Origin of the sequence: Variovorax sp. LjRoot175 (genome assembly GCF_964253805.1) — a bacterium.
In the GTDB taxonomy this organism is placed as follows: Bacteria; Pseudomonadota; Gammaproteobacteria; order Burkholderiales; family Burkholderiaceae_C; genus Variovorax.
This window is the reverse complement of record NZ_CAXURY020000001.1, coordinates 1,798,741-1,824,377: the sequence shown is the minus strand read 5'-3', so window position 1 is coordinate 1,824,377 and position 25,637 is coordinate 1,798,741. Positions and strand designations below refer to the sequence as shown.

Below are 25,637 nucleotides of genomic sequence, written 5' to 3'. Positions count from 1 at the left end.
AGGATTCAGGTCTGCTGAACGCGCCGCAGCAGCCCGGCCGTGGTGCGCGGCCAGCCGACACGGCCGAACCAGGCGCCGCCGGCGATCGACGATGCGATGACGATGCCGTAGACAACCAGCGCGGCGCCCTGCGCGACGAATACGTGACTCAGCTGGCCGCCCCAGCGCAACGCGAGCCAGCCGCCGATCCCGGCCACCGCCAGCCGCGCGATGTTGCCGAGCACCGGCCACAGAAGGCGGCCCGCGCCCTGCGAAGCGAAGTACAGCACCAGCCCGACGCCGAAGAAGCCGTAGAAGGGCCCGACCGCACGCAGGTACTGCGAGCCCGCTTCGAGCATCGCCGGATCGCTGCCGAAGAGCATCAGCCAGGGCCTCGGGAACAGCGCGGCCGCGAGGCCGATGGTCTCGGTGAGCACGAAGGCCATCGCCGCGCCCGCCCAGGTGGCGCGCAGGGCGCGTTCGCGCTGCCCCGCGCCGATGGCGGTGCCGACCATCGCGACCAGCGGCGCACCGAGGCCGAACACCAGCGGGACCAGCAGGTATTCGAGCCGCGAGGCGGTGCCGTACCCGGCGATCGCACCGGGGCCGAACTGGCCTGCCAGCGCGGTCGCGATGCCGATCGACAGGTTGGTGGCCACGGTCGAGACCGCGCCCACGAGGCCGACGCGCAGGATGTCGGCGAACAGCGGCCACCGGAAGCGCGCCTTCGCCCATGAGGGCTTGAGCAGGCTGCGGCTCCCGCGCAGGTAGGCCCACAGCGCGAGCGTGCCGGCCAGGTAGTAGAGCAAGAGCGCGATCGCGCCGCCGGCGATGCCCATGCCGGGAATCGGACCCCAGCCGAAGATCAGCAAGGGCGACAGCGGCACCAGCACCACCACGCCGGCGACCGTCACGTTGGCCGGCACCGACATGTTGCCTGTGCCGCGGATCACCGCCGCCAGCGAATTGAAGAGCCACACCAGCACCGCGCCGGCGAACACCCAGTTCGAATAGGTCAAGGCCGCGTCGAGCGAAGCGCCGGTGCCGCCCATCAGCGCATAGAGCCAGCGCCCGCCGAAGAGGAGCGCCAGCGTGAACACGAGGCCGAAGCCGAGCGCGATCAGGATCGCATGCAGCACCAGCGAATCGGCATCGTCGCGGCGCCGCGCACCGAGCGCGCGTGCAATCGCCGAGGCAATGCCGCCGCCCATCGCGCCGGCCGAGGTCATCTGCATCAGCATCACGATCGGGAACACCAGCGCCATGCCGGCCAGCGCATCGGTGCCGAGCTTGCCGACGAAGTAGGTCTCGATCAGGCCGACAGCGGCCTGCGCGACCATCACCAGGACGTTGGGCGCGGCCAGGCGCAGCAGCGTCGGGATGATCGGCGCCTCGAGCAGGCGGCGCGTGCGCGGGTCGACACTGCTCATGCTGCCGCCTTCGCCATCAGCGCCGGCCGAGGCTCGCGGATTGGCAGGTTGATCAGCGCTGCGCCGGCAGCCAGCGCGATGTCGATGTACCAGACGATGTCGTAGCTGCCCGTCACCTGGAACACGTAGCCGCCGAGGAAGGCGCCCAGGAAGCCGCCGACCTGGTGCGCCAGCATCACGACGCCGAACAGCATCGCCATGTTGGCCGGGCCGAACATCTTGGCGACCAGGCCCGCGGTCGGCGGCACGGTCGAGAGGAAGGTGATGCCCATCACCGCCGCAAACACCATCATCACGGCCGGCGTTTTGGGCGCAAGCAGGAAGATCAGCACCGCGATGCCGCGCGTCGCATAGAGCAGCGCCAGCAGCGACTTCATGCGCCAGCGCCCGACAGCCCAGCCCATCGCCAGGCTGCCGACGATGTTGAAGAGGCCGATGACGCCCAGCGCCCAGCCTCCGATCTCCGGCGGCAGGCCGCATGCCGCCACTACGCCCGGCAGGTGGGTGGCCAGGAAGGCGACGTGGAAGCCGCAGACCAGAAAGCCCAGGCTCAGGTAGCGGTAGCTCGGCGTGGCGAGCGCCTGGCCGATCGCCTGCCGTGCCGTGAGCGGTTTCGTGCCGCTCGCTGCTGCCGACTGGGCCGCGAGCAGATTGGAATTGCCCTTCAGCACGAAGACCGCGGGCAAGGCCAGCAGGATCAGCACGCCGAGCCATTGCATCGCACTGGCCCAGCCGACGCCGGCCATCAGCGCGATCGCGATCGGCGCCATCGCGAACTGGCCGAAGGAACCGCCGGCATTCACCACGCCGGTGGCCAGGCCGCGCTTGGCCGGCGGCACCATGCGCGTGACGGCGGCCATCAGCACCGAAGGCCCGGCCATGCCGGCGCCGCCGGCGGCCAGCACGCCGATCGCGAAGATCAGGCCGGCCGTCGTCGTCATCAGCGGCGTGATGATGGTGCCCAGCGCCACCAGCAGCGCGCCGATGAAGATCACGCGGCCGGTGCCGATCCGGTCGGCCACCGCGCCCGCGAAGGGCTGCGTGAGGCCCCACCAGAGCTGGCCGAAGGCGAAGGCCAGGCTGATGCTGCCGATGCCCAGGCCGGTGGACGTGTTGAGCGAGGAGAGGAAGAGCCCCATCGTCTGACGCACGCCCATGGTGAGCGCGAAGGTGCCGGCGGCGGCCAGCAGCACCAGCCACAGGGCGTAGCGCGCTACAGGGGTGGCGGGCGCGGCGGTCGTCTTGTCATTCATCCACATCTCCCTCTTCGGCAGCGCCCGCGGGTTGCAGCAGCGCGATGCTCTCGTCGATCAGCGCGTGCAGCGCGATGACCCGCTCGATGCCGAGCAGGGCGTTGAGTTTTTCCTGTGCCGTGCGCCAGTGGCGCTGCGCTTCGCTGCGCTTCTTGCGGCCGGCCTCGGTGATCGCGATCAGCCGGCTGCGTGCATCGGGCCCGTCGCCCTGCGTCAGCCAGCCCGCCGCGACCAACGGCTTGAGATTGCGCGTCAGCGTCGACGCGTCGATGTTCATCGCATGCGCGAGATCGCTCGGGCGCAGCGGCCCGAGGTGCAAGACATGCGACAGCAGCGAGTACTGCGTGGTCTTGAGGCCGCTCTTCGTGACCTCGGCGTCGTAGTGGCGAGCGACCTGGCGCAGGAGGCGCCGCAGCCGGAAATTGGTACAGCCTTGCGGCTTTGCGATAGCATCCATGCCATCCATTGTAGCTACAATAATTGCATATGCAATCTTTAAAGGAATTCGAATGAACGCGACGGAGCAACTGGCGGCCTGGATCGCCGAGGAAGAAACGACTGCGGAGCGGCTGAATGCGGGCCCTGGCCCCGGCCTGGCGCGGCCCGAACAGCTCGCAGGCAAGACCGGCCTGGAGATGATGGAAGCCATGCTGCGCGCCGAAATCCCCTACGCCGCCATCGCGAAGACGCTGGATTTCTCGCTCATCTCGGTAGCCCCCGGCCGGGCGGTGTTCCAGGGCACGCCGCTCCCGCGGCACCTGAATCCGCTGGGCACCATCCATGGCGGCTGGTTCGCCACCCTGCTCGACTCGGCGCTGGGCTGCGCGGTCCACACCATGATGCCGGCCGGCCGCGCCTACACCACGGCCGAGCTCGGCGTGAACCTCGTGAAGGCGCTGACGCCCAAGGTCCCGCGCGTGCGCGCCGAGGGCAAGGTGATCCACTGCGGGCGCCAGCTCGCCACTGCCGAGGCGCGGCTGGTCGGCGCCGACGGCACGCTCTACGCGCATGCCACCACCACCTGCCTGGTTTTCGACATCCCGCCACGGCGCGAGTAGGCCCTGCGCCGGTAAGCACAAAGGCCGAAACCCGGCCCTCCAAGAGTGATAATGATTCGTATCGGCGTTCGCAAACGAACGGACGCCGGTGCTTTTTACATATTGACTCTGGAGAAGCCCCATGACCGCACGCCTTAGCGCGCTGACCTGCATCGCCGCCGCCTGCCTGGCCGGCGCCTTGCCCGCCCACGCGGCCGAGGAACTCACGCTCTACACCACGCGCGAGCCCGGGCTCATCCAGCCCCTGATCACCGCCTTCAGCACGCAAAGCGGCGTCAAGGTCAACACGGTGTTCGTGAAGGACGGGCTGCGCGAGCGCGTCAAGGCCGAAGGCGCCCGCTCGCCGGCCGACGTGCTCATGACTGTGGACATCGGCAACCTGATGGACCTGGTCGACGGCGGCGTCACCCAGCCGGTGAAATCGGCGGCGCTGGAATCGGCCATTCCGGCCAACCTGCGCGGCGCCGACGGCCAATGGTTCTCGCTGTCGATGCGCGCGCGCGTGCTGTACGCCGACAAGAGCCTGCCGCTCACGTCCTTCCGCTATGAAGATCTCGCGAATCCCAAGTACAAGGGCAAGGTCTGCATCCGCGCCGGCCAACATCCCTACAACACGGCGCTGGTCGCATCGCTGATCGCGCACGACGGCGAGGCCAAGGCCGAGCAGTGGCTGCGCGGCGTCAAGGCCAATCTGGCGCGCAAGGCCACCGGCGGCGACCGCGACGTGGCGCGCGACATCCTGGGCGGCATCTGCGACATCGGTCTCGCCAACTCCTACTACGTGGGCCAGATGAAGGGCTCGAAGGAAGGCAGCGACGCGCGCAAGTGGGGCGATGCCATCAAGGTGATCCGGCCGACCTTCGCCAATGCCAAGAGCGGCGGCACGCACGTCAACATCAGCGGCGCCGCGGTCGCGAAGAACGCGCCGAACCGCGCGAATGCGGTCAAGCTGCTCGAGTTCCTGGTGTCGGAGCCGGCGCAGGCCTTCTACGCCGAGACCAACTACGAATACCCGGTGCGCAAGGGCGTGGCGCTCGATTCGATCATCGCCTCCAGCATCGGTGAACTGAAGGTCGACCCGCTGCCCATCACCGAGATCGCCAAGTACCGCAAGCAGGCCAGCGCATTGGTGGACAAGGTCGGTTTCGATCAGTGACGCGCCGCCGGGCCGCCCCAAGGCGCGTCAGCCCCCTCGGGGGGCAGCGAGGACACGAAGTGCCGAGCGTGGGGGTATGAAAGCGGTTGGGCCCGTCTGGCGGGCCGCGTCGATCCTCATCGCGCTCGGCGTGCTCGCGCCGGTTCTCAGCCTGGCCTGGCTCGCGCTGGGTTCGGGCCTGCAGCATTGGGCACACCTCGCAGAGCACGTGCTGCCGCAGGCCGCGCTCAACACCGCGATGCTGCTGGCCGGCGTGGGCGTGCTGGTGCTGGTGATCGGCACCGGCTGCGCCTGGCTGGTCACGGCCTGCGACTTCCCGGGGCGACGCGTGCTGAACTGGGCCCTGCTGCTGCCGCTGGCCATGCCGACCTACATCGTCGCCTTCGCCTACCTCGACCTGCTGCACCCGATCGGCCCGGTACAGGGCGTGATCCGCTGGGCGCTGGGCTTCGACAGCCCGCGCCAGTTCCGCCTGCCCGACCTGCGCTCGATGCCGGGCGCGATCTTCGTGCTCGGCTTCGTGCTCTACCCCTACGTCTACATGACCGCGCGCGCCATGTTCATGACCCAGCCTGCCCATCTGATGGAAGCGGCCCGCACGCTGGGCGAAAGCCGCGGCGGCGCCTTCTTCCGCGTCGCGCTGCCGCTCGCCCGGCCCGCGCTGGCCGTGGGCCTGAGTCTGGCGCTGCTCGAGGCGCTCAACGACATCGGCGCTTCGGAATTCCTCGGCATCCAGACGCTCACAGTCGCGGTCTACACGACCTGGATCACGCGCTCCGACCTGGCCGGTGCGGCACAGATCGCCTGCGCCATGCTCATCGTGGTGGTGGCGTTGGTGCTGCTCGAACGCAACGGCCGGCGCCATCAGCGTTTCGGCTCGGCGCAGCGCATGCGCGCGATCCAGCCGCGCCGCCTGCACGGCGCAGCGGCCTGGGCGGCGAGCGCCGCCGCCGCGCTTCCGGTCGCGATCGGTTTCGTCGCGCCGGCGCTCTACCTGGTCTGGGAAACGGCCAAGCGGCTGCGCCAGGGCGGCGGCATCTCCGACGGCCTGCTCGCGAGCCTGGGCAACACCCTCGCATTGGCCGCGGGCGTGACGCTGGCCGCCGTAGCCGCCGGGCTGGTGGTGGCCTGGGCAGTGCGCAGCCAGGGCTCGACGGTCAACCGCGCGCGCTGGCAGGCGCGGGTCGCCACGCTCGGCTACGCGCTGCCGGGCACGGTGCTGGCCATCGGCTTGCTCACGCCGGCACTGGCTTTCGACGCCGCGCTCGGCGCGCTCATGGGCCGCGAAGGACTGCCGCTGATGGGCGCGGGCATCGTGCTCGTCATGGCCTGCGCAATCCGCTTTCTCGCGATGCCGGTCGGCGGCATCGAAGCCGGGCTGGCCCGCATACCGCCGGCGCTCGAACAGGCCTCGCGCCTGCTCGGCGAAACGGCCGGCGGCACGCTGCGACGCGTGCATCTGCCGCTTTTGCAGCCGGCCATCGCCGCGGGCGCGCTGCTGGTGTTCGTCGATGCCATGAAGGAGCTGCCGGCCACCCTGCTGCTGCGGCCCGCGAACTTCGACACGCTGGCGACCTGGCTCTACGCGGAGGCCGCGCGCGGCACCTACGAAGAAGGCGCCATCGCCGCGCTGGCGATCGTGCTCGCCGGGCTCTTGCCCGTGATCCTGCTGGCGCGCAACCGGCTGGGTGCGGCGCCGGAGGGACTCGCGCAATGAGCGCCGCGCTGGGCCGCCCCGAGCAAGCGAACGCCCCCTCGGGGGGCAGCGAGGACACGCAGTGCCGAGCGTGGGGGCCGACATGAGCGCTACGCTCCAACTCGACGGCGTGCGCCTCGCCTACGACGGCGCACGCGGGCTGCACACCGTGGTCGACGGCTTCTCGCTCGCGCTCGACGCGGGCCGCATCGGCTGCCTGCTCGGCCCTTCCGGCTGCGGCAAGACCACGGTGCTGCGCGCGATCGCGGGCTTCGAACCGGTGCGCGCCGGGCAGATCCTGCTCGGCGACAAGCTGCTGTCCTCGCCCACCACCCACCTCCCGCCCGAACAGCGCCGCGTCGGCATGATGTTCCAGGAGTACGCGCTGTTCCCGCATCTCACGGCGGCGCAGAACGTGGGCTTCGGCCTGCGGCGGCTCGCGCGCGCGGAGCGCGATGCACGCGTGGCCGCGATGCTCGCGCTGGTGGGCCTGGCGGAGGCCGGCGAACGCTATCCGCACGAACTCTCGGGCGGACAGCAGCAGCGCATCGCATTGGCCCGCGCGCTCGCACCGGCACCCGCGCTGCTGCTGCTCGACGAGCCTTTCTCCAACCTCGATGCCAGCACGCGCGAGCGCCTGACGGCCGAGGTGCGCGAGATCCTCAAAACCGCCGGCCAGACCGCGATGCTGGTCACGCACAACGAGGCCGAGGCGCAGGCCATGGCCGACCATGTCGGCGTCATGCACAACGGTCGGCTGACGCGCTGGACCGGCGGAACTGCGGAATGACGCACATGGGCTTTTTCAGAAAAGGTCTTTGAGCCTCGCAAGAATCGCGCTTTCGATTCACTTGAACAACACGAAAGCACGCATGACCGCCCAACTCACTCTCGTCAGCCACCTGCTGTGCCCCTACGTCCAGCGCGCCGCGATCGCGCTCTTCGAAAAGGAAGTGCCCTTCGAACGCGTCGTGATCGACCTCGCGCAGAAGCCGGACTGGTTCGTCAAGATCTCGCCGCTTGGCAAGGTGCCGCTGCTGCGGGTACCGCAGCCCGGTGGCAAGGAAGCCGTCCTCTTCGAAAGCAACGTGATCTGCGAGTACCTCGAGGAAACCCAGCCCGGCCCGCGCCTGCATCCTGAAGACCCGCTCGCGCGCGCCGAGCACCGGGCATGGATGGAATTCGGCTCCGCGATCCTCGCGGACCTGTGGGGCTACGAGACCACGCGCGATGCCGAAGTGTTCGAGCAGAAGCGGCAGGCGCTCGTTGCCAAGTTCGCACGCGTCGAGGCCGCGCTGGGCGATGGGCCCTACTTCGCCGGCACGCGCTTCAGCCTGGTCGATGCGGTCTTCGCGCCGATCTTTCGCTACTTCGATGTCTTCGACCAGATCAGCGATTCGCACATCTTCGACGCGACGCCGAAAGTGCGCGCCTGGCGTAAGGCGCTCGCGGAACGCCCCAGCGTGCGCCATGCCGTGGTGCCCGAGTATCCGCAGCACCTGCGCGCCTTCCTGCAGAAGCACGAAGCGCATTTGCTGACACTCGCCGGCCGCGCCTGAACCGACAATCGCCGGCGACAACCACTTTGCACCACCCCACGAGATGCGACTTCTCCACACCATGCTGCGCGTTGGCAATCTCCAGCGCTCGATCGACTTCTATACGCAAGTGCTCGGCATGCAACTGCTGCGCACCTCGGAGAACCCCGAGTACAAGTACAGCCTGGCCTTCGTCGGCTACGAGGGCAACCCGGCCCAGGCCGAGATCGAGCTGACCTACAACTGGGGCACCGAAAGCTACGAACTCGGCACGGCCTACGGCCACATCGCGCTCGGCGTGCCCGATGCCTATGCGGCCTGCGAGAAGATCAAGGCCGTGGGCGGCAACGTCACGCGCGAGGCCGGCCCCGTCAAGGGCGGCACCACGGTGATCGCCTTCGTGACGGATCCGGACGGCTACAAGATCGAGCTGATCCAGCGTCCGGAAGGCGCCGCCGCCGGCGGGCTTCGCTAGCAACCGAGCAGATCCGCCAGCGCGCCGATGTCGCGCGCATGCAGCGTGTTGTCCGCGCGCGGCGAAACATTCTTCGGGCGGTCGGGTCCGAACTCCTTCGGCCGCTCGATGTAGCCGGTGCGCAGGCCGCAGGTGCGCGCGGCGGCCAGGTCGTCGTGGTGCGCGGCCGCGAGCATCACCTGGCTGGGCGTGACGTCGAACACCGCGGCCACGCCGAGGTAGGTGCGCGGATCGGGCTTGTAGGCCTTGAAGACCTCGGCCGACAGTACGCAGTCCCAGGGCAGCCCGGCATTCTTGGCCATCTCGGTCAAGAGGCCAATATTGCCGTTGGACAGCGTGCAGATGATGTACTTGCGCTTGAGCCGCGCCAGACCCTCGAGCGCATCGGGCCAGGCCGGCAGCCGGTGCCAGGCCTTGTTGAGTTCGCGCTTGCGCGCCGAATCCAGATCGCCCAGGCCGAAGTCGCGCAGCACGCCTTCGAGAATGCCCATGTGCAGTTCGTCGAGCAGCGTGAAGCCGCCCTCGCCGGCCGCGAGGCGTTCCATCACGCTCTTCATCGCGGGCTGGTAGCCCGCGCGCCAGGCCAGCGCGAAGGCGCCGCCGTCGACGCCCGGCACGATGCGCTCGGCCTCGGCGGCGATGCCGCTGTACCAGTCGACGACCGTGCCGAAGACGTCGAAGGCGATGACCTTCAGATCGCCGGCATCGAAGTCTTCGCTCATCGCACCAGCTGGCTGGCTTCGCGCGCCAGCGCTTCGATGCGCGCCCAGTCGCCGGCCGCGATCGCCTCGGTCGGCACGATCCACGAACCGCCCACACAGGCCACGTTGGCGAGCGAGAGGAACTCGTGCGCATTGGCCGCCGTGACGCCGCCCGTGGGACAGAACTTCACTTCGCCGAAAGGTCCCTGCCAGGCCTTGAGCATGGCGACGCCGCCGGCCTGCACGGCCGGGAAGAACTTGAGTTCGGTAAAGCCGTCCTCCTGCGCCAGCATGATTTCGCTGCCGGTCGCCACGCCGGGCAGGAGCGGCAGGCCGAGGTCGTGGCAGGCCTTGCCCACGGCGCGCGTGTAGCCCGGGCTGACGCCGAACTTCGCGCCGGCCAGCGCCGAGGCCTGGGCATCGGCCGCGCTGCGGATGGTGCCGGCGCCGGGCACGGCCTCGGGCACCTCCTTGGCGATGATCTCGATGCATTCGAGCGCCTCGCGCGTGCGCAGCGTCACTTCGAGCATGCGGATGCCGCCGGCGACCAGCGCGCGCGCGAGCGGTACCGCGTCCTTGACGTCGTGCAGCACGATCACCGGGATCACGGGGGCGTCGCGCATCACGTCGATGGCGGACAGCGTGGGGTTCACATCCATGTGCAGGCTCCTTCTTCGGCAGTCAATGCATTGCGGCGCATGCCGGCGAACAGGTCGCGGCCCAGGCCGTGACCGTTGGCGATGCGCAGTTCGTCGGGCAGGGTCGCGCTTTCTCTCTCGGCCCATTCGTCGGCCGGCAGCAGCACGGCCAGCGTGCCGGCCACCGCATCGAGCCGGATCAGGTCGCCATCGCGCACCTTGGCCAGCGGGCCGCCGGCGGCGGCTTCGGGCGAGACGTGGATCGCGGCCGGCACCTTGCCCGAGGCGCCGCTCATGCGGCCGTCGGTCACCAGTGCCACACGGAAGCCCTTGCCCTGCAGCACCGACAGCGGCGGCGTGAGCTTGTGTAGCTCGGGCATGCCGTTGGCCTGTGGACCCTGCCAGCGCACCACGCAGACCACGTCGCGTTCGAGTTCGCCGGCGGTGAAGGCGTGCTGCAGTTCGGCCTGCGAATCGAAGACACGGGCCGGCGCCTCGATCACGTGCCGGTCGTCCGGCACCGAGGACACCTTGATCACACTGCGTCCGAGGTTGCCGCTCAAGAGCTTCAGGCCGCCGGTGGCGCTGAACGGCGCCGAGACCGGCCGCGCGACGGCTTCGTTCTTCGAGGGTGCGGCGGCGTGCCACTTCAGCACGTGCTCGTCCGACGGCGCGCCGGCCAGCGTCGGGATGCTGGCGTATTCGCGCAGGCCGCCGGCGCGCACGGTCAGCACGTCGGCATGCATCAGGCCGGCGTCGAGCAGTTCACCGATCACGAAGCCCGGGCCGCCCGCGGCCTGGAATTCGTTGACGTCGGCGCTGCCGTTGGGATAGACCCGCGTGAGCAGCGGCACCACCTCCGAGAGCTCGGAGAAATCGTTCCAGTCGATCAGGATGCCGGCAGCGCGCGCCACCGCGACCCAGTGGATCAGGTGGTTGGTCGAGCCGCCGGTGGCGAGCAGCGCTGCCATGGCGTTGACGATGCTTCGCTCGTCGACCATCTCGCCGATCGGCGGCGTGGCATAAGGCTTTTTGGCGGCCACCCCCAGCACCGTGCGCACCGCCTCGCGCGTGAGCGCCTCGCGCATCGCATCGCCGGGCTGGATGAAAGCGGTGCCCGGCACGTGCAGGCCCATCGCCTCCAGCAGCATCTGGTTGCTGTTGGCGGTGCCGTAGAAGGTGCAGGTGCCCGGCGCGTGGTAGGCGGCCATCTCGGCATCGAGCAGGCCCTGGCGGCCGACCAGCCCCTGGGCCGCCTGCTCGCGCACCTTGGACTTGGCGCTGTTCGACAGGCCCGAGGGCATCGGCCCCGCGGGCACGAAGACGGTGGGCAGGTGGCCGAAGTGCAGCGCGCCGATCAGGAGGCCCGGCACGATCTTGTCGCACACGCCCAGGAGCAGCGCGGCGTCGAACATGTCGTGCGTGAGCGCCACGGCCGTGCCCATCGCGATCACGTCGCGGCTGAACAGGCTCAGCTCCATGCCGGGCGTGCCCTGCGTGACGCCGTCGCACATCGCCGGCACGCCGCCTGCCACCTGCGCGGTGGCGCCGAGGCGGCGCGCCTCGTGCTTGACGATGTCGGGATAGCCCTGGTACGGCGCGTGGGCCGAGAGCATGTCGTTGTAGGCGCTGACGACGCCGATGTTGGGTGCGCGCTCGGTCACCACCTTGAACTTGTCGCTGGCCGGAATGCCGGCCACGGCGTGCGCCACGTTGGCGCAGCCCATGCGGTCGGAGCCGCGGTCGCGGTTGCGGGTCTCGGTCAGCCGCTGGAGATAGGCGCTTCGAAGGTCCCGGCTGCGCGCACGAATGCGCTCGGTGACATCGCGTACGGTGGGATGTGTAGTCATGAGTGCTTCACTGTGCAGTGGGGCTGCGCGCGGCCCCTGCCACGCGCAGGTGCGTGGCCCTGCATCCTACCAAGCCCGCAAGACCCTAGGGTGCCGTCAAGGCATCGAGCACGACCCGCACCCGCGGCGGCAACAGGCGCTGGGAAGGGTACACGGCGCTGATCGGCATGGCCGGCGGCCGCAGCGAAGGCAGGATCTCGACCAGGCGCCCATCGCCGAGCTCGTCTTCGACCATGTAGTCGGGCAGTTGCGCCAGGCCCTGGCCGAGCATCGCGGCCTGCACCATGGCTTCGCCGTCATTCAGGCGCAGCTGGCTCTGCGGATGCAGGGTGACGGCGTGGCCGCGCTGGAGGAACTGCCAGGGGCGGTCGCGACCGCTCGTCGGCATGCGGAAGACGATCGCGCGATGCTGTGCCAGCGCCCGCAGCGAGGCCGGATGGCCATGCTGCGCCAGGTAGGCAGGGCTGGCCACCAGCAGCAAGGTCTGGCTCGCAAAGCGGCGTGCCACCAGCGACGATTCCTGCAGTGCGCCGACCCGGATGGCGAGGTCGATGCCGTCCTTGACCAGATCGACGTAGCCGTCCTGCAAGCGCACGTCCATTTCAAGTCGCGGGTGCTGTTGCTGGAGCCGCGCGAGCAGCGGCAGGATCACGCGCCGGCCGAAGACGATCGGCATGTCGATGCGCAGCAGGCCCGTGGCCGTGGCCCGCGTGCCGGCAGCGTCGGCATGCAGGTCCTCGATCTCGGCGAGGACGCGCTGGCAGCGGTGGTACAGGCGCTCGCCGTCCGGCGTCAGGGTGACCTGCCGCGTGGTCCGATGGAACAGCTTGACGCCAAGCGAATCCTCCAGCCTCAGCACCGCCTTGGCCAGCGTGGAAGGCGCGGTGCCCGCTTCGCGCGCGGCGGCGGCGAAGCTGCCGTGCTTGACGGTCTCGGTGAAGGCGAGGAACTGCTGCAGGCCTTGCATGGCGCCTCCGATTGAGGAACGAATGTCCTCAATGTTAGGTCATTGCGCTGTCTTCACTCGCGCTTCTGGGTCCAGGACACTGCCTTCACCTTCACTCGATTGCACGGAGCCGCCTCATGACCGCCATTGCCCGCAACGTTATCTCCCACGCCACGCTGCCCCTGGCAGAGCTGCCCGGAATCACCCACCGCACCCTGGCGGGCCACGAGCATGGATTGACCCAGTTGTCGATCTGGAAGCAGACGCTGGCGCCCGGCGCTTCCACGCCGCCGCACAGCCATGACACCGAGGAAGTCGTGTTGTGCCACGCGGGCCGCGGCGAGGTCCACCTCGACGGACAGGTGCACCGCTTCGGCCCCGCGAGCAGCGTGCTGCTGCCGCGCGACGTGCCGCATCAGATCTTCAATGTGGGCGACGAGCCGATGGAGATCACCGGCGTGTTTCCGGCTGCCCCGGTCGGGGTGTTCGACCTCGAAGCGAAGCCGATGCAGCTGCCGTGGTGAGCGCAGCGCGCTAGTCGACCAGCCGGACCTCGACGCGGCGCGCCTCGGCGTCGTTCCCCGAACCGGTGGTCACGGCGGGCTTCTTCAGCTCGATCTTGTCGGCCGGCACGCCCAGCCCGGTCAGCACGTTGCGCACCATCTCGGCACGCCTCTGCGCGAGCTGTTCGTTGAGGCCCCCATCGCCGGTGGTGTCATGGAAGCCCGAGACCACTGCCTTGCGCCCACCTTCCACGCCTTTGATCACCGTGGCCAGGGCCCCTGCCGCGCCGGGAGCCAGATCGGCGCTGCCGGTGGCGAAATAGAAGTTCACGACCCCGCCCTGCACGCGGATGCTCGCGCCGTCGGGGATCACGACTGCCACGGTTTCGGTCAGGATCTCCACCATGGACGCCGCGGGCTTCGCGCCCGCCTTGTGGCTCTGCGTGTAGAGCACGATCCCGATCACGAAGAAGATCACCAGTGCGATCAGCCCGAGCAGAAAGGCCAGAATGAAGTTCTGTTGGCTGTCGTCGTCGGCTATGCCTGCCATGGGTCGATCTCCGTAGGAAAGCGGTCGGTAAATAATGGTGCGGTGAACCATGACCGTGAAATTGTAGGTGGCGACCCCGGCCCGCCCGGTTTGGACCCCATGCTCAAACCGCTGCGCGACCCGAAGCCCATGCTCGACCGCGTGATCGCCGAATGGGGCGGCCACCAGGATCTCTGGGTGTTCGGCTACGGCTCGCTGATCTGGCGCCCCGAGTTCGGCTTCATCGAGCGGCACCCCGCGCGGGTGCACGGCTGGCATCGGGCGCTGAAGATGTGGAGCCGCATCAATCGCGGCACGGTCGAGAATCCGGGCCTGGTGTTCGGCCTGCTCTCGGGCGGCAGCTGCCGCGGCATGGTGTTCCGCGTGGCCGCGGCCGACGGGCTCGAAACCCTGGGCCGGCTCTGGCTGCGCGAGATGCCGACCGGCGTCTACGACCCCCGATGGCTCGATTGCGAGACCCCGCACGGGTCGGTGCGCGCCCTGGCCTTCACCTTGTCGCGGCGCAGTCCCAACTTCACCGGCAACCTGGACGACGAGCGCTACCGCCACATCTTCGCCAGCGCGGTCGGCCGCTATGGCAGTTCGCTCGACTATGCGCATCAGACCCTGCTCGAACTGCAGCGCCATGCGATCCACGATGCAGCGCTGGCGCGCCTGATCAGGTTGGCCGAGGCCAAGCTGTCGGCGCAAGCCGATTGCGGCGAAGCGCCCGCTCCGGTATACCCTGCGGCCTCTTCTCTCGATTCTTCTTCCCGTTCTTCATCCAAGGAGTAGCCATGTCCTCTCGTCTGATCGTCCCCACTCTTGCCGTCGCCGCGGTGAGCCTGCTCGCCGGCTGCGGCACCATGATGGGGTCCAAGGCGAGCGCCAGCGCCGCGCTGGCGCCGACCGCGGCGATCACGCCGAATCCGACCACGGGCAACGTGAGCTTCACCGCACTCGACCATGGCGTGCGCGTGGCCGGCGAGGTGCGCGGCTTCGTGCCTGGCACGGAACACGGCTTCCACATCCACGAGAAGGGCGACTGCGGCGACAACGGCAATGCCTCGGGCGGCCACTTCAATCCGGCCGGCGGCACGCACGGCAAGTTCGGCGCGCCCGGCAGCCATGCGGGCGAGCTGCCGAGTCTGGTGGCCGATGCGAGCGGCGTGGCGCGCTTCAGTGTCGACCTGCATTCCATCTCGCTCACCGACGGCGCGGCCAACAACGTGGTCGGCCGGGCGCTGATCGTTCACCGCGATCGCGACGACTTCACCTCGCAGCCGGCCGGCAACTCCGGCCCGCGCATCGCCTGCGCGCTGATCACGAGGCGCTGAGCCGCGCGGCCAGCAGCGCCTCGGCGCGCGCGAGTTCGGCGGGCGTGTCGATGTCGGTCAGGATGCCGATGTCGTCCACTTCGATCTCCGCCACTGCATGGGCTTCCCGCAGCGCGCGCAGCACCGGCGCCGCGCCCAGGTTGCCCGACAGCGCCGCGAGCAGCGGCTTGCAGGCCGCGGCAAAGCCGACCGGATGTCCGCGTTCGCCGCGGCGCTGCGGCTGAGCCGCCTGCACGGGATCGACGAGCGCCCGCGCCACGGCTTGCAAGGTCGATGGCAACACCAGCGGGAGATCGCCGGGCAGGATCAGCCAGCCCGCCGCATCGGCCGTGGCCCGCACCGCGGCCGCGATCGAATCGCCCATGCCGGGATGGCCCGCATCCTCCAGATGCCACGGCAGGCCGCTGGCGCGCACGGCGGCCAGCGTGTGCTCCAGCACCGTCCGGCCCGCGAGCGGCGCGTGCAGCTTGGCGCCGCTGCCGCCGGCGGCGCGAAAGCGCTCGCCGCGGCCCGAGGCGAGCACGATGACGGTGGGCGATCGAGGATTCATGCGCCCAGTATCCCCTCTTCGCATGCGCAACAATGCGGCCATGAATTCCCCCAAAGAAGCGCTGGCCGCGCTGCGCAAGAGCTACGAGCGCGCCGAACTCGACGAAGCCAGCAGCGCATCCGATCCCCTACTCCAGTTCGAGCGCTGGCTCGCCGAAGCGATCGACGCGCAGTTGCCCGAGCCCAACGCGATGACGCTGGCCACCGTCGGCGGCGACCTGCGGCCGTCGACGCGCATCGTGCTGATCAAGGGCTACGACGCGCGCGGCATCGTCTGGTACACCAACTACAAGAGCCGCAAAGGCCAGGAGCTCGCCGGCAATCCCTGGGCCGCGCTGCAGTTCCACTGGGTCGAGCTCGAGCGCGTGGTGCGCATCGAGGGCCGGGTCGAGAAGGTCGATGCGGCCGAGAGCGACGCCTACTTCGCGAGCCGCCCGCTCGACTCGCGCATCGGCGCCTGGGCCAGCCCGCAGAGCGAGGTGATCAGCGGCCGCGAGGTGCTGGTGAAGAACGCCGCCATCGAGGCCGCCCGGCACCTGCTCTCGCCGCCACGGCCGCCGCACTGGGGCGGCTACCGCCTGGTGCCCGACCGCTGGGAGTTCTGGCAAGGCCGCAAGAGCCGGCTGCACGATCGCTTGCGCTACCGGCGAGAAGATGGCGCCTGGGTGCGCGAGCGCTTGGCCCCCTGAGCCAATCCTGCCTCAGAGCCTGCCAGCGAGCGGCATCACGATCGACAGCGTGACGAGCGCGAGCGCAGTCGAGACCGCCATGCTGGCCGTCACGAGATCCTCGGCCGTCTTGTAGCGCTGCGAAAACAGAAACACATTGGCGCCGATCGGCAGCGCCGCGGCCACCACCATCACCTGCAGCGGCAGCCCGCGCAGGCCCAGCAGCCAGCCGAGCCCCGCCACCAGCAGCGGGTGCGCCACGTTCTTGACCAGCGCCTGCACCAGCGCGCCGCGCCAGTGGGTACCGATGGGCGTGAACGCGAGCGTGATGCCGACCATGACCAGCGCGATCGGTCCGAAGGCCTGCCCGAGCAGCGCGATCGGCTTGTCGATCACTTCGGGCATCACCCAACCGGTCTGCGCGAACAGCAGGCCCGCGATGATCGGCAGCGGCACCGGATGGACGATCGCGTTGTAGAACGCGCGGCCCAGTGTGTGCAGGATCGGCTGGCGCGGCGTGCCGCTCAGACTGGCGTTCTCGTGGGCCACCGCAAGTTCGAGCACCAGCGTCGCGCTGGTCAGCAGCACCAGCGAATGCAGCGAGATCAGCGTCAGCAGCACAACCATGCCCTCGGGGCCGTAGGCCAGGCCGATCAGCGCGATGCCGATCATCACGGTGTTGCTGAAGGTGTTGGCAAGCGCGAGCACGGCCGCCGTGCGGTTGAAGCCGCGCCACAGCAAGGTGGCCGCGAAGATCAGGCCGGCCGCGAGAAAGTAGGCCGCGACAGGCTTGAGGCTCAGCTGCTCCAGGTGCACCGTGCTCATGGCACGGAACAGGAGCGCCGGCACGAGCAGCAGGAAGATCAGGTTCGACAGGTCCCGCACCGCGCCGCCGCCGACCCAGCCCCGCCGTCCTGCCACGAAGCCCGCAGCGATGAGCAGGACGACGGGCAGCAGCGACGAGAGGACCGATGAATTCATCGGCGGCGAGCATACAGGGGCGCTAGAACGTCGCGCGCAGGCCCACCTTCAAGGTCCGCCCCGGCAAGGGCGCATCCGGGAAGGCGGTCGTGGTCAGGATCGAGGTCGCGCTGTAGGCCAGCTTGTTCGTCAGGTTGTCGATGCGCGCATACCAGGTGAGGTTGGCGCGCTGCACCTTCATGCGGTAGGTGAGCGCCGCATTCCACAGCGTGAAGGCATCGGTCTCGCGCGCGCCGATGCTCGGCACCCTTCGCTGGGCAGCGTAGTGGTCGAAGCCCAGGCGCGCCGTCCATGGCCCGTTGCCGTAGGCCAGCGTGGTACCCACGCGCGCCGGCGAGATGCGCGGCAGCGGCTCGCCGGTATCGGTGTTCTTCGCGCGCACCAGGTCGGCACGCCATTCGAGGTCCAGCGTGGAGCCGTCGGCCGCGCGCGAGAAGCCGTCGGTGCCCAGGAGCCGCAGGTTGCCGTTGGCCTCGATGCCGGTGAAGCGGGCGCGCACGCCGCGATAGACGAACTCGTCCACCACGTCGGGGAGCAGCAGGCCTTCGTCGGTTTCCACCGGGCCCGGGTTGATCTCGCCGTCCTCGCCGCGCACATTGCCCGAGGCCGCGAGCCCGATGTAGTTGCGGAAGCGCGTGACGTAGGCATTCACGCGCGCGCTGTTGGCGCCGGACTTCCATTGGGCGCCGAGGTCGAAGCCGACCGACTTTTCCTTCTGCAGGTTCGGATCGCCGACCTCCCAGGCCGCGGTCGCGACGTGCGGGCCGTTGGCGAAGAGTTCGTAGTCCTTGGGCGCGCGCTCGGTGTAGGCGAGGTTCGAGGTCAGCTGCCATTGGGGCGCCAGGTTGACCAGCGCACCGAAGGCCGCGCTGTGCGGATTGAAGCTGCGCTCGCCGACGGCGAAGCGCGTGACCGACGGATCTTCCGGATAGCCGAAGGAACGCACCTTCACCTGCTCGGTGCGCGCGCCGAAGCTCAGGCGGCCCCACGACGTACCGAGCTCTTCGTGCAGGAACAAGGCGCGCGAGCGCGTGCGGCTGTGCGGTGCGAAGGCCTCGTCGCCGACGGCCGAGAAGTCGTTGCTTTCGTTGGTGAAGCCGATCAAGCCCTCCACGCCGCCGATCTTCTGATGGCGCCCCTCGATGCGCAGATCGTTGCTCTTGTTGGCAAACACCGTGCCGGTCTCCGAGCCCTCGAACTCGGTGTGGCGATAGTCGGTGCGGCTCAGCTTGCCGTGGATGCTGGTGAAGAAGCCGCCCGGCCGCCATTCGCCTTCGAGCGCATAGCGGTCGGATTTCATCTTGATGGTGACGTCGTCCTCCGCCACCGTGCCGTAGTCGCTGCGGTAGGTGCTGGCCGAAGCGCCGATCCAGCCCTGGTCGAAGAACAGGCTGCCGCCGATCGCGCCGCCGTGCGCCTGGTTGGCCGAGTTGCAGATCTTGCGCGCCAGGCCGGGCCGGCGCGGGTTCTCGCAGCCGAGTTCGATCGGCACCGAGGTATCGTCCGCGTCGCGGTTGAAGGCATCCACGTGCAGCGCATAGCGGTTGTTGCCGCCCTCCAGCACCACGCCGCCGCTCTTCTCGCGGTTGCCGGTCGCGTAGCCGAGGTCGGCGCGGCCGCCGAAACCGTCGATCGGCTCGCTCGGAATGCGGTTGTCGATCACGTTGACCACGCCGCCGACCGCGCTGCCGCCGTACTGCAGCGCCGAGGGCCCGCGCAGCACTTCGATGCGTTCGGTGACGAGGGCATCGACGGGCACCGCGTGGTCGTAGCTCAGCGAGGAGGCGTCCGGTGCCGCGCCGCCGTTCTGCAGGATGCGGATGCGGTCCCCGTCCTGGCCGCGGATCGAAGGCCGGCTCGCGTTGGGCCCGAAGTAGCTGCTGCTGACGCCCGGCAGGCCGTTGAGGGTCTCGCCGAGCGTGGATTGGGAACGCAAGAGCAGCCTGTCGCCGGAGAGGGTGGTGGTCGGTGCGATCAGGTCGGTGGCGCCCAACGGGTTGCCGGTGACGGTGACCTCGGGCAGCGAAGGCGCGGGCGCGCTCGCGTCGGCTTGCGCCCAGGCAGCGCAGGACAAAAGGGAAAGAACGGCAACGCCGATGGCGTTGCGCCGGAAATGGGATGACATGTTGGAACACTCGTTGAATCGATGAAAGACCGGCCGCAGCCCGCGAAAAGGCGGGTGCAGCTGTCGGTCGGCAAGGCGGATTCAGCGAGCGGAAGGCGGGCCGCGCGCGTCGAACAGCGCGACCCATCGGGCGATTGCTTCGCCCTCGAGATAGGCAAAGGTGGCCGCCGGCAGCATGACCGGCAGCAGGAGGGCCGGCACGCAGAGCGCGGCCGGGCCGTGGGACAACTGGTCGTAGAGCCGGCAATCGGCATCGCTGTGCTCGCCGAAGAGCGCGACCAGGCCATGGGACCCATGGTCCGCCTCTCCCGCATGGGCGGACGCAGCCGCATGCGCATGCGCCGCAAGCGGGCTGTGGATCGTGCGGTGCACGAGCCCGAGCGTCGTCGCAAACCACAAGGCGAGCGCCAGCACGCACAGCATGGCGCGGGCTCGGAGCGGGTGGCGTGCGAGGCGCATGAAAGAAGAAAGGCTCAGGCCTTCTTGAGCCGCGCCGCGAAGGTCTTCTGGAACTTCTCGACCTTGGGCCCGACCACGAAGGCGCAATAGCCCTGGTTCGGGTTGTTCAGGAAGTAGTCCTGGTGGTAGGCCTCGGCGGTCGAGTAGTTGGCCAGCGGCTTCACCTCGGTCACGATCGGCGAGCGGTAGGTCTTGCTGGCCTCGATCTCGCGGATCACCTCTTCGGCGACCTGCTTCTGCGCGTCGTTGGCGTAATAGATGCCGCTGCGGTACTGGGTCCCCGCGTCGTTGCCCTGCCGGTTGAGGCTCGTGGGATCGTGCACGACGAAGAAGATCTCCAGGATCTCACGCAGCGTGATCTGCTGCGGATCGAATTCCACCCGGACCACCTCGACATGGCCGGTGCGGCCGGTACAGACCTGTTCGTAGCTCGGATTGATCGTCTCGCCGTTGCTGTAGCCCGATTCGACATCCACCACGCCCTGCACGCGGTCGAAAACCGCCTCGGTGCACCAGAAGCAGCCGCCGCCCAGCGCGATGATCTCGGTTTGCGGTGATGGCGTGGACATGAAAACTCCAGGGTGGAAATTGGCGAACCCTGCATTGTCGCGGCTTGACGGGTCCAGGCACGCTCACTACATTACTAACCCGTGAGTCATTAAGAAATCCATGCCCGCTCCCCGTTTCCTCAGCGACAAATTCTGCAGCACAGCGCGCGCCAAGCGCGAGCGCCGCAAGGAGGCGCGTCCCGGGGAACTGCTCGAGGCCGCACTGGACCTGTTCGTCGACAAGGGCTTCGCGGCCACCCGTGCCGAAGAGGTGGCAGCGCGCGCCGGCGTGTCCAAGGGCACCCTGTTCCTTTATTTTCCGAGCAAGGAAGAACTGTTCAAGGCGGTGGTGGTCGAGAACCTGTCCGGCCGCTTCACCGAGTGGAACAAGGAGTTCGAGGAGTTCGAGGGCAGCACCTCCGACATGCTGCGCTACTGCATGCGCATCTGGTGGGAGCGCGTGGGCTCGACCAAGGCCTCGGGCCTCACCAAGCTGATGCTGAGCGAGGGCCGCAATTTCCCGGAGCTGGCCGAGTTCTACCGCGAAGAGGTGGTGCGGCCCGGGCACACGCTGATGCGGCGCATCGTGCAGCGCGGCATCGACAGCGGGGAGTTCGCGCCGGTCGACGTCGGCCACGCGATCTACGCCATCATCGCGCCGATGCTCTTCCTGATGCTGTGGAAGCACTCGGCCGTCATCTGCGTCGACGCCGATTCGGATCTCGATCCCGAGAAGTACCTTGCGATCCAGGCCGAGACCGTGCTCCACGGGCTCAGCATGCCGCCGAAGGCGGGCGTATGAAGCGGTCGCTCGTCATCAAATGGGCGGTCGCGGCAGTGGTCGTCGCGCTGCTGGCCGGCGGCGTGCTGCGCGCCATCGAGGCGCGCCGCGCGCAGCAAGCCGCGGTCGCCGCCGCCGCGAAGCCGGCCGAAACGGTGGTGCAGCTCTCGCCGTCCGACGTGGTGCGCGCCACGCGGCGCGAACTCGCGCAGACGCTGGCGGTCTCGGGCACGCTCAAGGCGGTCGATTCGGCGCTGGTCAAGGCCCGCGTGGCCGGCGAGCTGATCGGCCTCACGCTGCGCGAGGGCGATGCGGTCACGGCCGGCCAGGTGGTCGCGCGCATCGACCCGGTCGAGTACCAGTCGCGCGTGCGCCAGGCTCAGGAGCAGGCGGACTCGGCCCGCGCGCAGGCCGAGGTGGCGCAACGCACTTACGACAACAACAAGGCGCTGGTCGACCAGGGCTTCATCTCCCGCACCGCGCTCGACACCTCGCAGTCGAATCTCAACGCCGCGCTCTCGACCCACCGCGCCGCGCTCGCCGCGGTGGAGATGGCGCACAAGTCGCTCGCCGACACCGTGCTCAAGAGCCCGCTCACCGGTCAGGTCGCGCAGCGGCTGGCGCAGCCGGGCGAGCGCGTCGCTGTCGATGCGCGCGTGATCGAGGTGGTCGACCTGAGCCGCATCGAGGTCGAGGCCACGCTCGCGGCAGCCGACTCGGTCGCGGTGCGCGTGGGCCAGCGCGCGACGCTGCAGATCGAAGGCAGCAGCGCTGTAGACCCGGCGAGCACCAACCGCAAGGTGGGCGCCAGCGTGGTGCGCGTCAACCCGAGCGCACAGGCCGGCAGCCGCAGCGTGCTGGTCTACCTGCGGCTGGACCGCAGCGCCGGCTTCCGCCAGGGCCTGTTCGCGCAGGGCAGCATCGACGTGGGGCGCGTCGACGCGCTCGCCCTGCCCTTGTCCGCGGTGCGCATCGACAAGCCGGCGCCTTACGTGCAGATGGTGATCGAGGGACGCATCGCCCACCGCGCGGTCCAGACCGGCCAGCGCGGCCAGGTCGACGGCCAGACGCTGGTCGCGGTGCGCGGCGTCGAGGATGGCGCGGTGGTGGTGGCGGGCAGCGTCGGCTCGCTGCGCGAAGGCACGGCAGTGCGCCTCTCGCCGGTCGCCGCGCCCTGAGCGCGCAATACCATGTGGTTCACGCGCGTCAGCCTGAAGAACCCGGTCTTGGCGACCATGCTGATGCTCGCGCTGGTGGTGCTCGGCATCTTCTCCTACCAGCGGCTGCAGGTCGACCAGTTCCCGAACATCGACTTCCCGGTGGTGGTGGTGATCACCGAGTACCCGGGCGCCTCGCCCGAGATCGTCGAGAGCGAGGTGACCAAGAAGGTCGAGGAAGGCGTCAACTCGATCGCCGGCATCAACGCCCTCACCTCGCGCAGCTACGAGGGCCAGTCGGTCGTCATCATCGAATTCCAGCTCTACGTCGACGGCCGCAAGGCGGCCGACGACGTGCGCGAAAAGGTCGCAGCGGTGCGGCCTCTGTTCCGCGACGAGGTGAAAGATCCGCGCGTGCTGCGCTTCGACCCGGCCTCGCGGCCCGTGTGGTCGGTGGCCGTGCTGCCCGATGGGCAGGAAGACAAACAACCGAGCGCGGTCGAGTTGACCAACTGGGCCGATCAGGTGCTGAAGAAGCGGCTGGAGAACGTGCGCGGCGTCGGCTCGGTGACGCTGGTGGGCGGCACCAAGCGCGAGATCAACATCTATCTCAATCCGCAGGCGATGGAAGCCTTCGGCGTCAGTGCGTCGCAGGTGGTCGAGGCGGTGCGCAACGAGAACCAGGCGCTGCCGGTGGGCGCCGTGCGCTCGCTCGAGCAGGAACGCGTGGTGCAGGTCGATGCGCGCATGGAGCGGCCGGAGGACTTCGGCAAGATCATCCTGATGCGCAGGGGCGGCGCGCCGATCCGCATCGACCAGGTGGCGACCGTGCGCGATGGCGCGCAGGAACTCGAGAGCCTCGCGCTCTACAACGGCCAGCGCACGCTGCTCCTGTCGGTGCAGAAGGCGCAGGACGAGAACACCATCGCGGTAGTCGACGGGCTCACGAAGGCCATCGCCGACATCCGGCCGCAGTTGCCGCCCGGCGTCAAGCTCGAACCCATCGCCGACGCTGCGCGGCCGATCCGCGTCGCGGTCAACAACGTGCGGGAGACACTGATCGAAGGCGCGCTGCTCACCGTGCTGATCGTGTTCCTGTTCCTGAATTCGTGGCGCTCGACCGTGATCACCGGGCTCACGCTGCCGATCGCGCTGATCGGCACCTTCTGGTTCATGGCCATGTTCGGCTTCACCATCAACATGGTGACGCTGATGGCGCTGTCGCTGTGCGTGGGCTTGCTGATCGACGACGCGATCGTGGTGCGCGAGAACATCGTGCGCCACGTGCAGATGGGCAAGGCGCCTTACAGCGCGGCGCTCGACGGCACGCAGGAGATCGGGCTCGCGGTGCTGGCGACCACGCTCTCGATCGTCGCGGTGTTCCTGCCGATCGGCTTCATGGAAGGCATCATCGGCAAGTTCTTCCACGAGTTCGGCATCACCATCGTGGCGGCAGTGCTGATCTCGATGTTCGTGAGCTTCACGCTGGATCCGATGCTCTCGAGCATCTGGCACGACCCTGCAATCGATACGCACGGCAAGCGCGGCCCGCCCGTGACCTTCTACGACAAGACCATCGGCCGCGTCACCGGCTGGTTCGACCGCGCGACCGACCGGCTCGCTGAAGCCTACCAGGCCATCCTGCGCTGGTCCCTCGTGCACAAGCTCGCCACGCTGGCCGCGGCGCTCGGCATCTTCGCCGCCAGCGTGGTGATGGTGCCGCTCCTGGGCACCGAGTTCGTGCCCAAGGCCGACTTCTCGGAAACCGCGATCAACTTCTACACGCCGGTCGGCTCCTCGCTCGAAGTGACCGAGGCCAAGGCCCGCCAGGTCGAGGGCATCCTGCGCGAAATGCCCGAGGTGCGCTACACGCTCAGCACCATCAACACCGGCGACGCGCAGGGCAAGATCTACGCAAGCATCTACGTGCGCCTGGTCGAGCGCAAGCTGCGCGAGCGCAGCGTCGACCAGATGTCGGGCGTGCTGCGCGAGAAGCTGCGCGCGATCCCGGGCATCACGGTCACGCACGTGGGCTTGCGCGACTCGGTGGGCGGCAACAAGGTCATCGAGTTCTCGCTGCAGGGCCCCGACCTGCAGGAGCTCGAACGGCTCACGCAGCGCGTGATGGAGGCGATCCGCCCGATTCCCGGGCTGGTCGATCTCGATTCGAGCCAGAAGCCCAACAAGCCGACCGTGAGCGTGGTGATGCGCCGCGATGCCGCCTCCGACCTCGGCCTCGGCGTGGCGCCGGTCGCGAACGCACTGCGCACGCTGGTGGCCGGCACCACGGTGGGCAACTGGCGCGCGCCCGACGACCAGACCTACGACGTCAACGTGCGGTTGGCGCCCGAGGTGCGCAACTCGCCGGCCGACCTGGCGCGCCTGCCCTTCGTCAGCACCGCCATGGGCGCCAATGCCGACGGCTCCAGCCGCATCGTTCGCCTGCAGCAGGTGGCCGATGTGCGCGAAGCCACCGGGCCAAACCAGATCAACCGCCGCGCACTGGCGCGCGAGGTCAGCATCAATGCCAACGTGGCCAACCGCTCGGCCGGCGAAGTGTCGGCCGACATCCGCACGGCGCTGGCCGGCATCGCCTTCCCGCCGGGCTACGGCTGGCAGTTCAGCGGCTCGACCAAGAACATGCAGGAGTCCTTCGGCTATGCGGTGTCGGCGCTGGCGCTGGCGATCATCTTCATCTACATGATCCTGGCCAGCCAGTTCAAGAGCTTCCTGCAGCCGCTGGCGCTGATGACGGCGCTGCCGCTCACGCTGATCGGCGTGGTGCTGGCCTTGCTGATGTTCCGATCCACGCTCTCGATGTTCTCGATCATCGGCATCGTGATGCTGATGGGCCTGGTGACCAAGAACGCCATCCTGCTGGTCGATTTCGCGATCCGTTCGCGCGAGAGCGGCGTCGCACCCGACGGCACGCCGGTGCCGGGCCTGCCGCGCGCCGAGGCCCTGCTGCTCGCGGCGCGCGTGCGGCTGCGCCCGATCCTGATGACCACGCTGGCGATGATCTTCGGCATGGTGCCGCTGGCCTTCGCGATCAGCGAAGGCTCGGAGCAGCGCGCGCCCATGGGCCAGGCCGTGATCGGCGGCGTGATCACCTCCTCGCTGCTGACGCTGGTGGTGGTGCCGGTGGTCTATTGCTACATGGACGACCTGGCGAACTGGGCCCGGCGCCGCTGGCACCGCCAGCAAGCGGTCACGCGCACGGCCGACACTGTGGAGCCGCCGCCTAAAATTGAAGGTTTGTCCTGATTGACCCGACCCGCAC

General features: G+C 69.0%; 26 protein-coding genes. 13 read left to right on the top strand and 13 right to left on the bottom strand.

Going from position 1 to position 25,637, the window contains the following annotated elements; all coding sequences use genetic code 11:
• Positions 1-5: 5 nt before the first annotated feature.
• The 3 genes from ACSQ89_RS09240 to ACSQ89_RS09230 are packed head-to-tail and all read right to left on the bottom strand — an operon-like array spanning position 6 to position 3,119.
• Positions 6-1,409 (bottom strand): MATE family efflux transporter, encoded by a 1,404-nt coding sequence (locus ACSQ89_RS09240; RefSeq protein ID WP_093102206.1) that lies wholly within the window; start codon positions 1,407-1,409, stop codon positions 6-8.
• Positions 1,406-2,662 carry an MFS transporter gene (locus tag ACSQ89_RS09235; RefSeq protein ID WP_436290714.1) on the bottom strand — a complete coding sequence of 419 codons (1,257 nt, stop codon included), beginning with the start codon at positions 2,660-2,662 and terminating at the stop codon, positions 1,406-1,408. Before ACSQ89_RS09235 ends, ACSQ89_RS09240 begins: the two co-directional genes overlap by 4 nt.
• Positions 2,655-3,119 carry a MarR family winged helix-turn-helix transcriptional regulator gene (locus ACSQ89_RS09230; protein ID WP_436290715.1) on the bottom strand — a complete coding sequence of 155 codons (465 nt, stop codon included), beginning with the start codon at positions 3,117-3,119 and terminating at the stop codon, positions 2,655-2,657. Before ACSQ89_RS09230 ends, ACSQ89_RS09235 begins: the two co-directional genes overlap by 8 nt.
• 52 nt (positions 3,120-3,171) lie before the next feature.
• On the opposite strand from ACSQ89_RS09230, the gene ACSQ89_RS09225 reads away from it, so the two are divergent.
• From ACSQ89_RS09225 to gloA, 6 genes are all read left to right on the top strand, one after another.
• The gene (locus ACSQ89_RS09225) at positions 3,172-3,720 is read left to right on the top strand and encodes a PaaI family thioesterase (protein ID WP_436290716.1); all 549 of its coding nucleotides are present in this window, start codon (positions 3,172-3,174) and stop codon (positions 3,718-3,720) included.
• A gap of 121 nt (positions 3,721-3,841) precedes the next feature.
• A complete protein-coding gene (locus ACSQ89_RS09220) occupies positions 3,842-4,876 on the top strand; it encodes a Fe(3+) ABC transporter substrate-binding protein (RefSeq protein ID WP_436290717.1) in 1,035 nt (344 codons plus the stop codon).
• A 76-nt stretch (positions 4,877-4,952) separates the two neighbouring features.
• On the top strand, positions 4,953-6,593 hold the full coding sequence (locus ACSQ89_RS09215) for an ABC transporter permease (RefSeq protein ID WP_436290718.1): 1,641 nt from the start codon (positions 4,953-4,955) through the stop codon (positions 6,591-6,593).
• A gap of 82 nt (positions 6,594-6,675) precedes the next feature.
• On the top strand, positions 6,676-7,362 hold the full coding sequence (locus tag ACSQ89_RS09210; protein ID WP_436290719.1) for an ABC transporter ATP-binding protein: 687 nt from the start codon (positions 6,676-6,678) through the stop codon (positions 7,360-7,362).
• A gap of 82 nt (positions 7,363-7,444) precedes the next feature.
• Entirely contained in the window at positions 7,445-8,131 is a 687-nt protein-coding gene (locus tag ACSQ89_RS09205; protein ID WP_436290720.1) for a glutathione S-transferase family protein, read from the top strand.
• Between the two features lie 43 nt (positions 8,132-8,174).
• Complete coding sequence (gloA, locus tag ACSQ89_RS09200; protein ID WP_093102194.1) at positions 8,175-8,585, top strand: lactoylglutathione lyase; 411 nt, start codon at positions 8,175-8,177, stop codon at positions 8,583-8,585.
• Here the strand turns inward: gloA and ACSQ89_RS09195 are convergent.
• The 4 genes from ACSQ89_RS09195 to ACSQ89_RS09180 form a co-directional block, all read right to left on the bottom strand.
• Positions 8,582-9,307 carry a haloacid dehalogenase type II gene (locus ACSQ89_RS09195; RefSeq protein WP_436290721.1) on the bottom strand — a complete coding sequence of 242 codons (726 nt, stop codon included), beginning with the start codon at positions 9,305-9,307 and terminating at the stop codon, positions 8,582-8,584. The genes gloA and ACSQ89_RS09195 overlap by 4 nt on opposite strands.
• A complete protein-coding gene (gene eda / locus ACSQ89_RS09190) occupies positions 9,304-9,945 on the bottom strand; it encodes a bifunctional 4-hydroxy-2-oxoglutarate aldolase/2-dehydro-3-deoxy-phosphogluconate aldolase (protein ID WP_436290722.1) in 642 nt (213 codons plus the stop codon). The genes ACSQ89_RS09195 and eda overlap by 4 nt, the downstream gene beginning before the upstream one ends.
• Complete coding sequence (gene edd / locus ACSQ89_RS09185) at positions 9,936-11,774, bottom strand: phosphogluconate dehydratase (RefSeq protein WP_436290723.1); 1,839 nt, start codon at positions 11,772-11,774, stop codon at positions 9,936-9,938. The genes eda and edd overlap by 10 nt, the downstream gene beginning before the upstream one ends.
• A gap of 85 nt (positions 11,775-11,859) precedes the next feature.
• The gene (locus tag ACSQ89_RS09180; protein ID WP_436290724.1) at positions 11,860-12,741 is read right to left on the bottom strand and encodes a LysR substrate-binding domain-containing protein; all 882 of its coding nucleotides are present in this window, start codon (positions 12,739-12,741) and stop codon (positions 11,860-11,862) included.
• Positions 12,742-12,857: 116 nt separating this feature from the next.
• Here ACSQ89_RS09180 and ACSQ89_RS09175 point away from each other — a divergent pair, with 116 nt between their 5' ends.
• Positions 12,858-13,244: a cupin domain-containing protein gene (locus ACSQ89_RS09175; protein WP_093102187.1), complete on the top strand. Its 387-nt coding sequence runs from the start codon at positions 12,858-12,860 to the stop codon at positions 13,242-13,244.
• A 10-nt stretch (positions 13,245-13,254) separates the two neighbouring features.
• Here ACSQ89_RS09175 and ACSQ89_RS09170 read toward each other — a convergent pair whose 3' ends face one another.
• Entirely contained in the window at positions 13,255-13,764 is a 510-nt protein-coding gene (locus ACSQ89_RS09170) for an OmpA family protein (RefSeq protein WP_436290827.1), read from the bottom strand.
• A 108-nt stretch (positions 13,765-13,872) separates the two neighbouring features.
• On the opposite strand from ACSQ89_RS09170, the gene ACSQ89_RS09165 reads away from it, so the two are divergent.
• A complete protein-coding gene (locus tag ACSQ89_RS09165) occupies positions 13,873-14,547 on the top strand; it encodes a gamma-glutamylcyclotransferase (protein ID WP_170855461.1) in 675 nt (224 codons plus the stop codon).
• Positions 14,548-14,549: 2 nt separating this feature from the next.
• A complete protein-coding gene (locus ACSQ89_RS09160) occupies positions 14,550-15,089 on the top strand; it encodes a superoxide dismutase family protein (RefSeq protein ID WP_436290725.1) in 540 nt (179 codons plus the stop codon).
• Here ACSQ89_RS09160 and ACSQ89_RS09155 read toward each other — a convergent pair.
• Entirely contained in the window at positions 15,076-15,639 is a 564-nt protein-coding gene (locus ACSQ89_RS09155) for a nucleotidyltransferase family protein (protein WP_436290726.1), read from the bottom strand. The two genes, ACSQ89_RS09160 and ACSQ89_RS09155, sit on opposite strands and share 14 nt — an antisense overlap.
• Before the next feature lie 40 nt (positions 15,640-15,679).
• Between ACSQ89_RS09155 and pdxH the strand changes: the two genes are divergently transcribed.
• The gene (gene pdxH / locus ACSQ89_RS09150) at positions 15,680-16,327 is read left to right on the top strand and encodes a pyridoxamine 5'-phosphate oxidase (protein WP_093102668.1); all 648 of its coding nucleotides are present in this window, start codon (positions 15,680-15,682) and stop codon (positions 16,325-16,327) included.
• Between the two features lie 12 nt (positions 16,328-16,339).
• Here pdxH and ACSQ89_RS09145 read toward each other — a convergent pair whose 3' ends face one another.
• The 4 genes from ACSQ89_RS09145 to msrA form a co-directional block, all read right to left on the bottom strand.
• Positions 16,340-17,287 (bottom strand): AEC family transporter, encoded by a 948-nt coding sequence (locus tag ACSQ89_RS09145; RefSeq protein ID WP_093102181.1) that lies wholly within the window; start codon positions 17,285-17,287, stop codon positions 16,340-16,342.
• Positions 17,288-17,309: 22 nt separating this feature from the next.
• Entirely contained in the window at positions 17,310-19,412 is a 2,103-nt protein-coding gene (locus tag ACSQ89_RS09140; protein WP_436290727.1) for a TonB-dependent receptor, read from the bottom strand.
• An 81-nt stretch (positions 19,413-19,493) separates the two neighbouring features.
• Positions 19,494-19,871 (bottom strand): hypothetical protein, encoded by a 378-nt coding sequence (locus tag ACSQ89_RS09135; RefSeq protein ID WP_093102177.1) that lies wholly within the window; start codon positions 19,869-19,871, stop codon positions 19,494-19,496.
• A 14-nt stretch (positions 19,872-19,885) separates the two neighbouring features.
• Positions 19,886-20,440 carry a peptide-methionine (S)-S-oxide reductase MsrA gene (gene msrA / locus ACSQ89_RS09130; RefSeq protein WP_436290728.1) on the bottom strand — a complete coding sequence of 185 codons (555 nt, stop codon included), beginning with the start codon at positions 20,438-20,440 and terminating at the stop codon, positions 19,886-19,888.
• A gap of 100 nt (positions 20,441-20,540) precedes the next feature.
• Between msrA and ACSQ89_RS09125 the strand changes: the two genes are divergently transcribed.
• From ACSQ89_RS09125 to ACSQ89_RS09115, 3 genes are read left to right on the top strand one after another with little or no spacing between them, the layout of a single operon-like run.
• On the top strand, positions 20,541-21,221 hold the full coding sequence (locus ACSQ89_RS09125) for a TetR/AcrR family transcriptional regulator (RefSeq protein ID WP_093102174.1): 681 nt from the start codon (positions 20,541-20,543) through the stop codon (positions 21,219-21,221).
• Entirely contained in the window at positions 21,218-22,378 is a 1,161-nt protein-coding gene (locus ACSQ89_RS09120; RefSeq protein ID WP_436290729.1) for an efflux RND transporter periplasmic adaptor subunit, read from the top strand. Before ACSQ89_RS09125 ends, ACSQ89_RS09120 begins: the two co-directional genes overlap by 4 nt.
• Positions 22,379-22,390: 12 nt before the next feature.
• Positions 22,391-25,621, top strand: coding sequence for an efflux RND transporter permease subunit (locus ACSQ89_RS09115; RefSeq protein WP_436290730.1), 3,231 nt, complete (start codon positions 22,391-22,393; stop codon positions 25,619-25,621).
• The last annotated feature ends 16 nt before the right edge of the window (positions 25,622-25,637 follow it).

What these genes read in the sequence shown, in the direction of transcription:
- gloA (WP_093102194.1), top strand. Translation starts at nt 8,175, where the DNA reads ATGCGACTTCTCCACACCATGCTGCGCGTTGGCAATCTCCAGCGCTCG.
- ACSQ89_RS09160 (WP_436290725.1), top strand. Translation starts at nt 14,550, where the DNA reads ATGTCCTCTCGTCTGATCGTCCCCACTCTTGCCGTCGCCGCGGTGAGC.
- ACSQ89_RS09210 (WP_436290719.1), top strand. Translation starts at nt 6,676, where the DNA reads ATGAGCGCTACGCTCCAACTCGACGGCGTGCGCCTCGCCTACGACGGC.
- ACSQ89_RS09225 (WP_436290716.1), top strand. Translation starts at nt 3,172, where the DNA reads ATGAACGCGACGGAGCAACTGGCGGCCTGGATCGCCGAGGAAGAAACG.
- ACSQ89_RS09220 (WP_436290717.1), top strand. Translation starts at nt 3,842, where the DNA reads ATGACCGCACGCCTTAGCGCGCTGACCTGCATCGCCGCCGCCTGCCTG.
- ACSQ89_RS09195 (WP_436290721.1), bottom strand. Translation starts at nt 9,307, where the DNA reads ATGAGCGAAGACTTCGATGCCGGCGATCTGAAGGTCATCGCCTTCGAC.
- eda (WP_436290722.1), bottom strand. Translation starts at nt 9,945, where the DNA reads ATGGATGTGAACCCCACGCTGTCCGCCATCGACGTGATGCGCGACGCC.
- ACSQ89_RS09135 (WP_093102177.1), bottom strand. Translation starts at nt 19,871, where the DNA reads ATGCGCCTCGCACGCCACCCGCTCCGAGCCCGCGCCATGCTGTGCGTG.
- ACSQ89_RS09120 (WP_436290729.1), top strand. Translation starts at nt 21,218, where the DNA reads ATGAAGCGGTCGCTCGTCATCAAATGGGCGGTCGCGGCAGTGGTCGTC.
- ACSQ89_RS09175 (WP_093102187.1), top strand. Translation starts at nt 12,858, where the DNA reads ATGACCGCCATTGCCCGCAACGTTATCTCCCACGCCACGCTGCCCCTG.
- pdxH (WP_093102668.1), top strand. Translation starts at nt 15,680, where the DNA reads ATGAATTCCCCCAAAGAAGCGCTGGCCGCGCTGCGCAAGAGCTACGAG.
- ACSQ89_RS09180 (WP_436290724.1), bottom strand. Translation starts at nt 12,741, where the DNA reads ATGCAAGGCCTGCAGCAGTTCCTCGCCTTCACCGAGACCGTCAAGCAC.
- ACSQ89_RS09165 (WP_170855461.1), top strand. Translation starts at nt 13,873, where the DNA reads ATGCTCAAACCGCTGCGCGACCCGAAGCCCATGCTCGACCGCGTGATC.
- ACSQ89_RS09115 (WP_436290730.1), top strand. Translation starts at nt 22,391, where the DNA reads ATGTGGTTCACGCGCGTCAGCCTGAAGAACCCGGTCTTGGCGACCATG.
- ACSQ89_RS09145 (WP_093102181.1), bottom strand. Translation starts at nt 17,287, where the DNA reads ATGAATTCATCGGTCCTCTCGTCGCTGCTGCCCGTCGTCCTGCTCATC.
- ACSQ89_RS09125 (WP_093102174.1), top strand. Translation starts at nt 20,541, where the DNA reads ATGCCCGCTCCCCGTTTCCTCAGCGACAAATTCTGCAGCACAGCGCGC.
- ACSQ89_RS09240 (WP_093102206.1), bottom strand. Translation starts at nt 1,409, where the DNA reads ATGAGCAGTGTCGACCCGCGCACGCGCCGCCTGCTCGAGGCGCCGATC.
- ACSQ89_RS09215 (WP_436290718.1), top strand. Translation starts at nt 4,953, where the DNA reads ATGAAAGCGGTTGGGCCCGTCTGGCGGGCCGCGTCGATCCTCATCGCG.
- ACSQ89_RS09140 (WP_436290727.1), bottom strand. Translation starts at nt 19,412, where the DNA reads ATGTCATCCCATTTCCGGCGCAACGCCATCGGCGTTGCCGTTCTTTCC.
- ACSQ89_RS09155 (WP_436290726.1), bottom strand. Translation starts at nt 15,639, where the DNA reads ATGAATCCTCGATCGCCCACCGTCATCGTGCTCGCCTCGGGCCGCGGC.
- ACSQ89_RS09230 (WP_436290715.1), bottom strand. Translation starts at nt 3,119, where the DNA reads ATGGATGCTATCGCAAAGCCGCAAGGCTGTACCAATTTCCGGCTGCGG.
- msrA (WP_436290728.1), bottom strand. Translation starts at nt 20,440, where the DNA reads ATGTCCACGCCATCACCGCAAACCGAGATCATCGCGCTGGGCGGCGGC.
- ACSQ89_RS09235 (WP_436290714.1), bottom strand. Translation starts at nt 2,662, where the DNA reads ATGAATGACAAGACGACCGCCGCGCCCGCCACCCCTGTAGCGCGCTAC.
- ACSQ89_RS09205 (WP_436290720.1), top strand. Translation starts at nt 7,445, where the DNA reads ATGACCGCCCAACTCACTCTCGTCAGCCACCTGCTGTGCCCCTACGTC.
- edd (WP_436290723.1), bottom strand. Translation starts at nt 11,774, where the DNA reads ATGACTACACATCCCACCGTACGCGATGTCACCGAGCGCATTCGTGCG.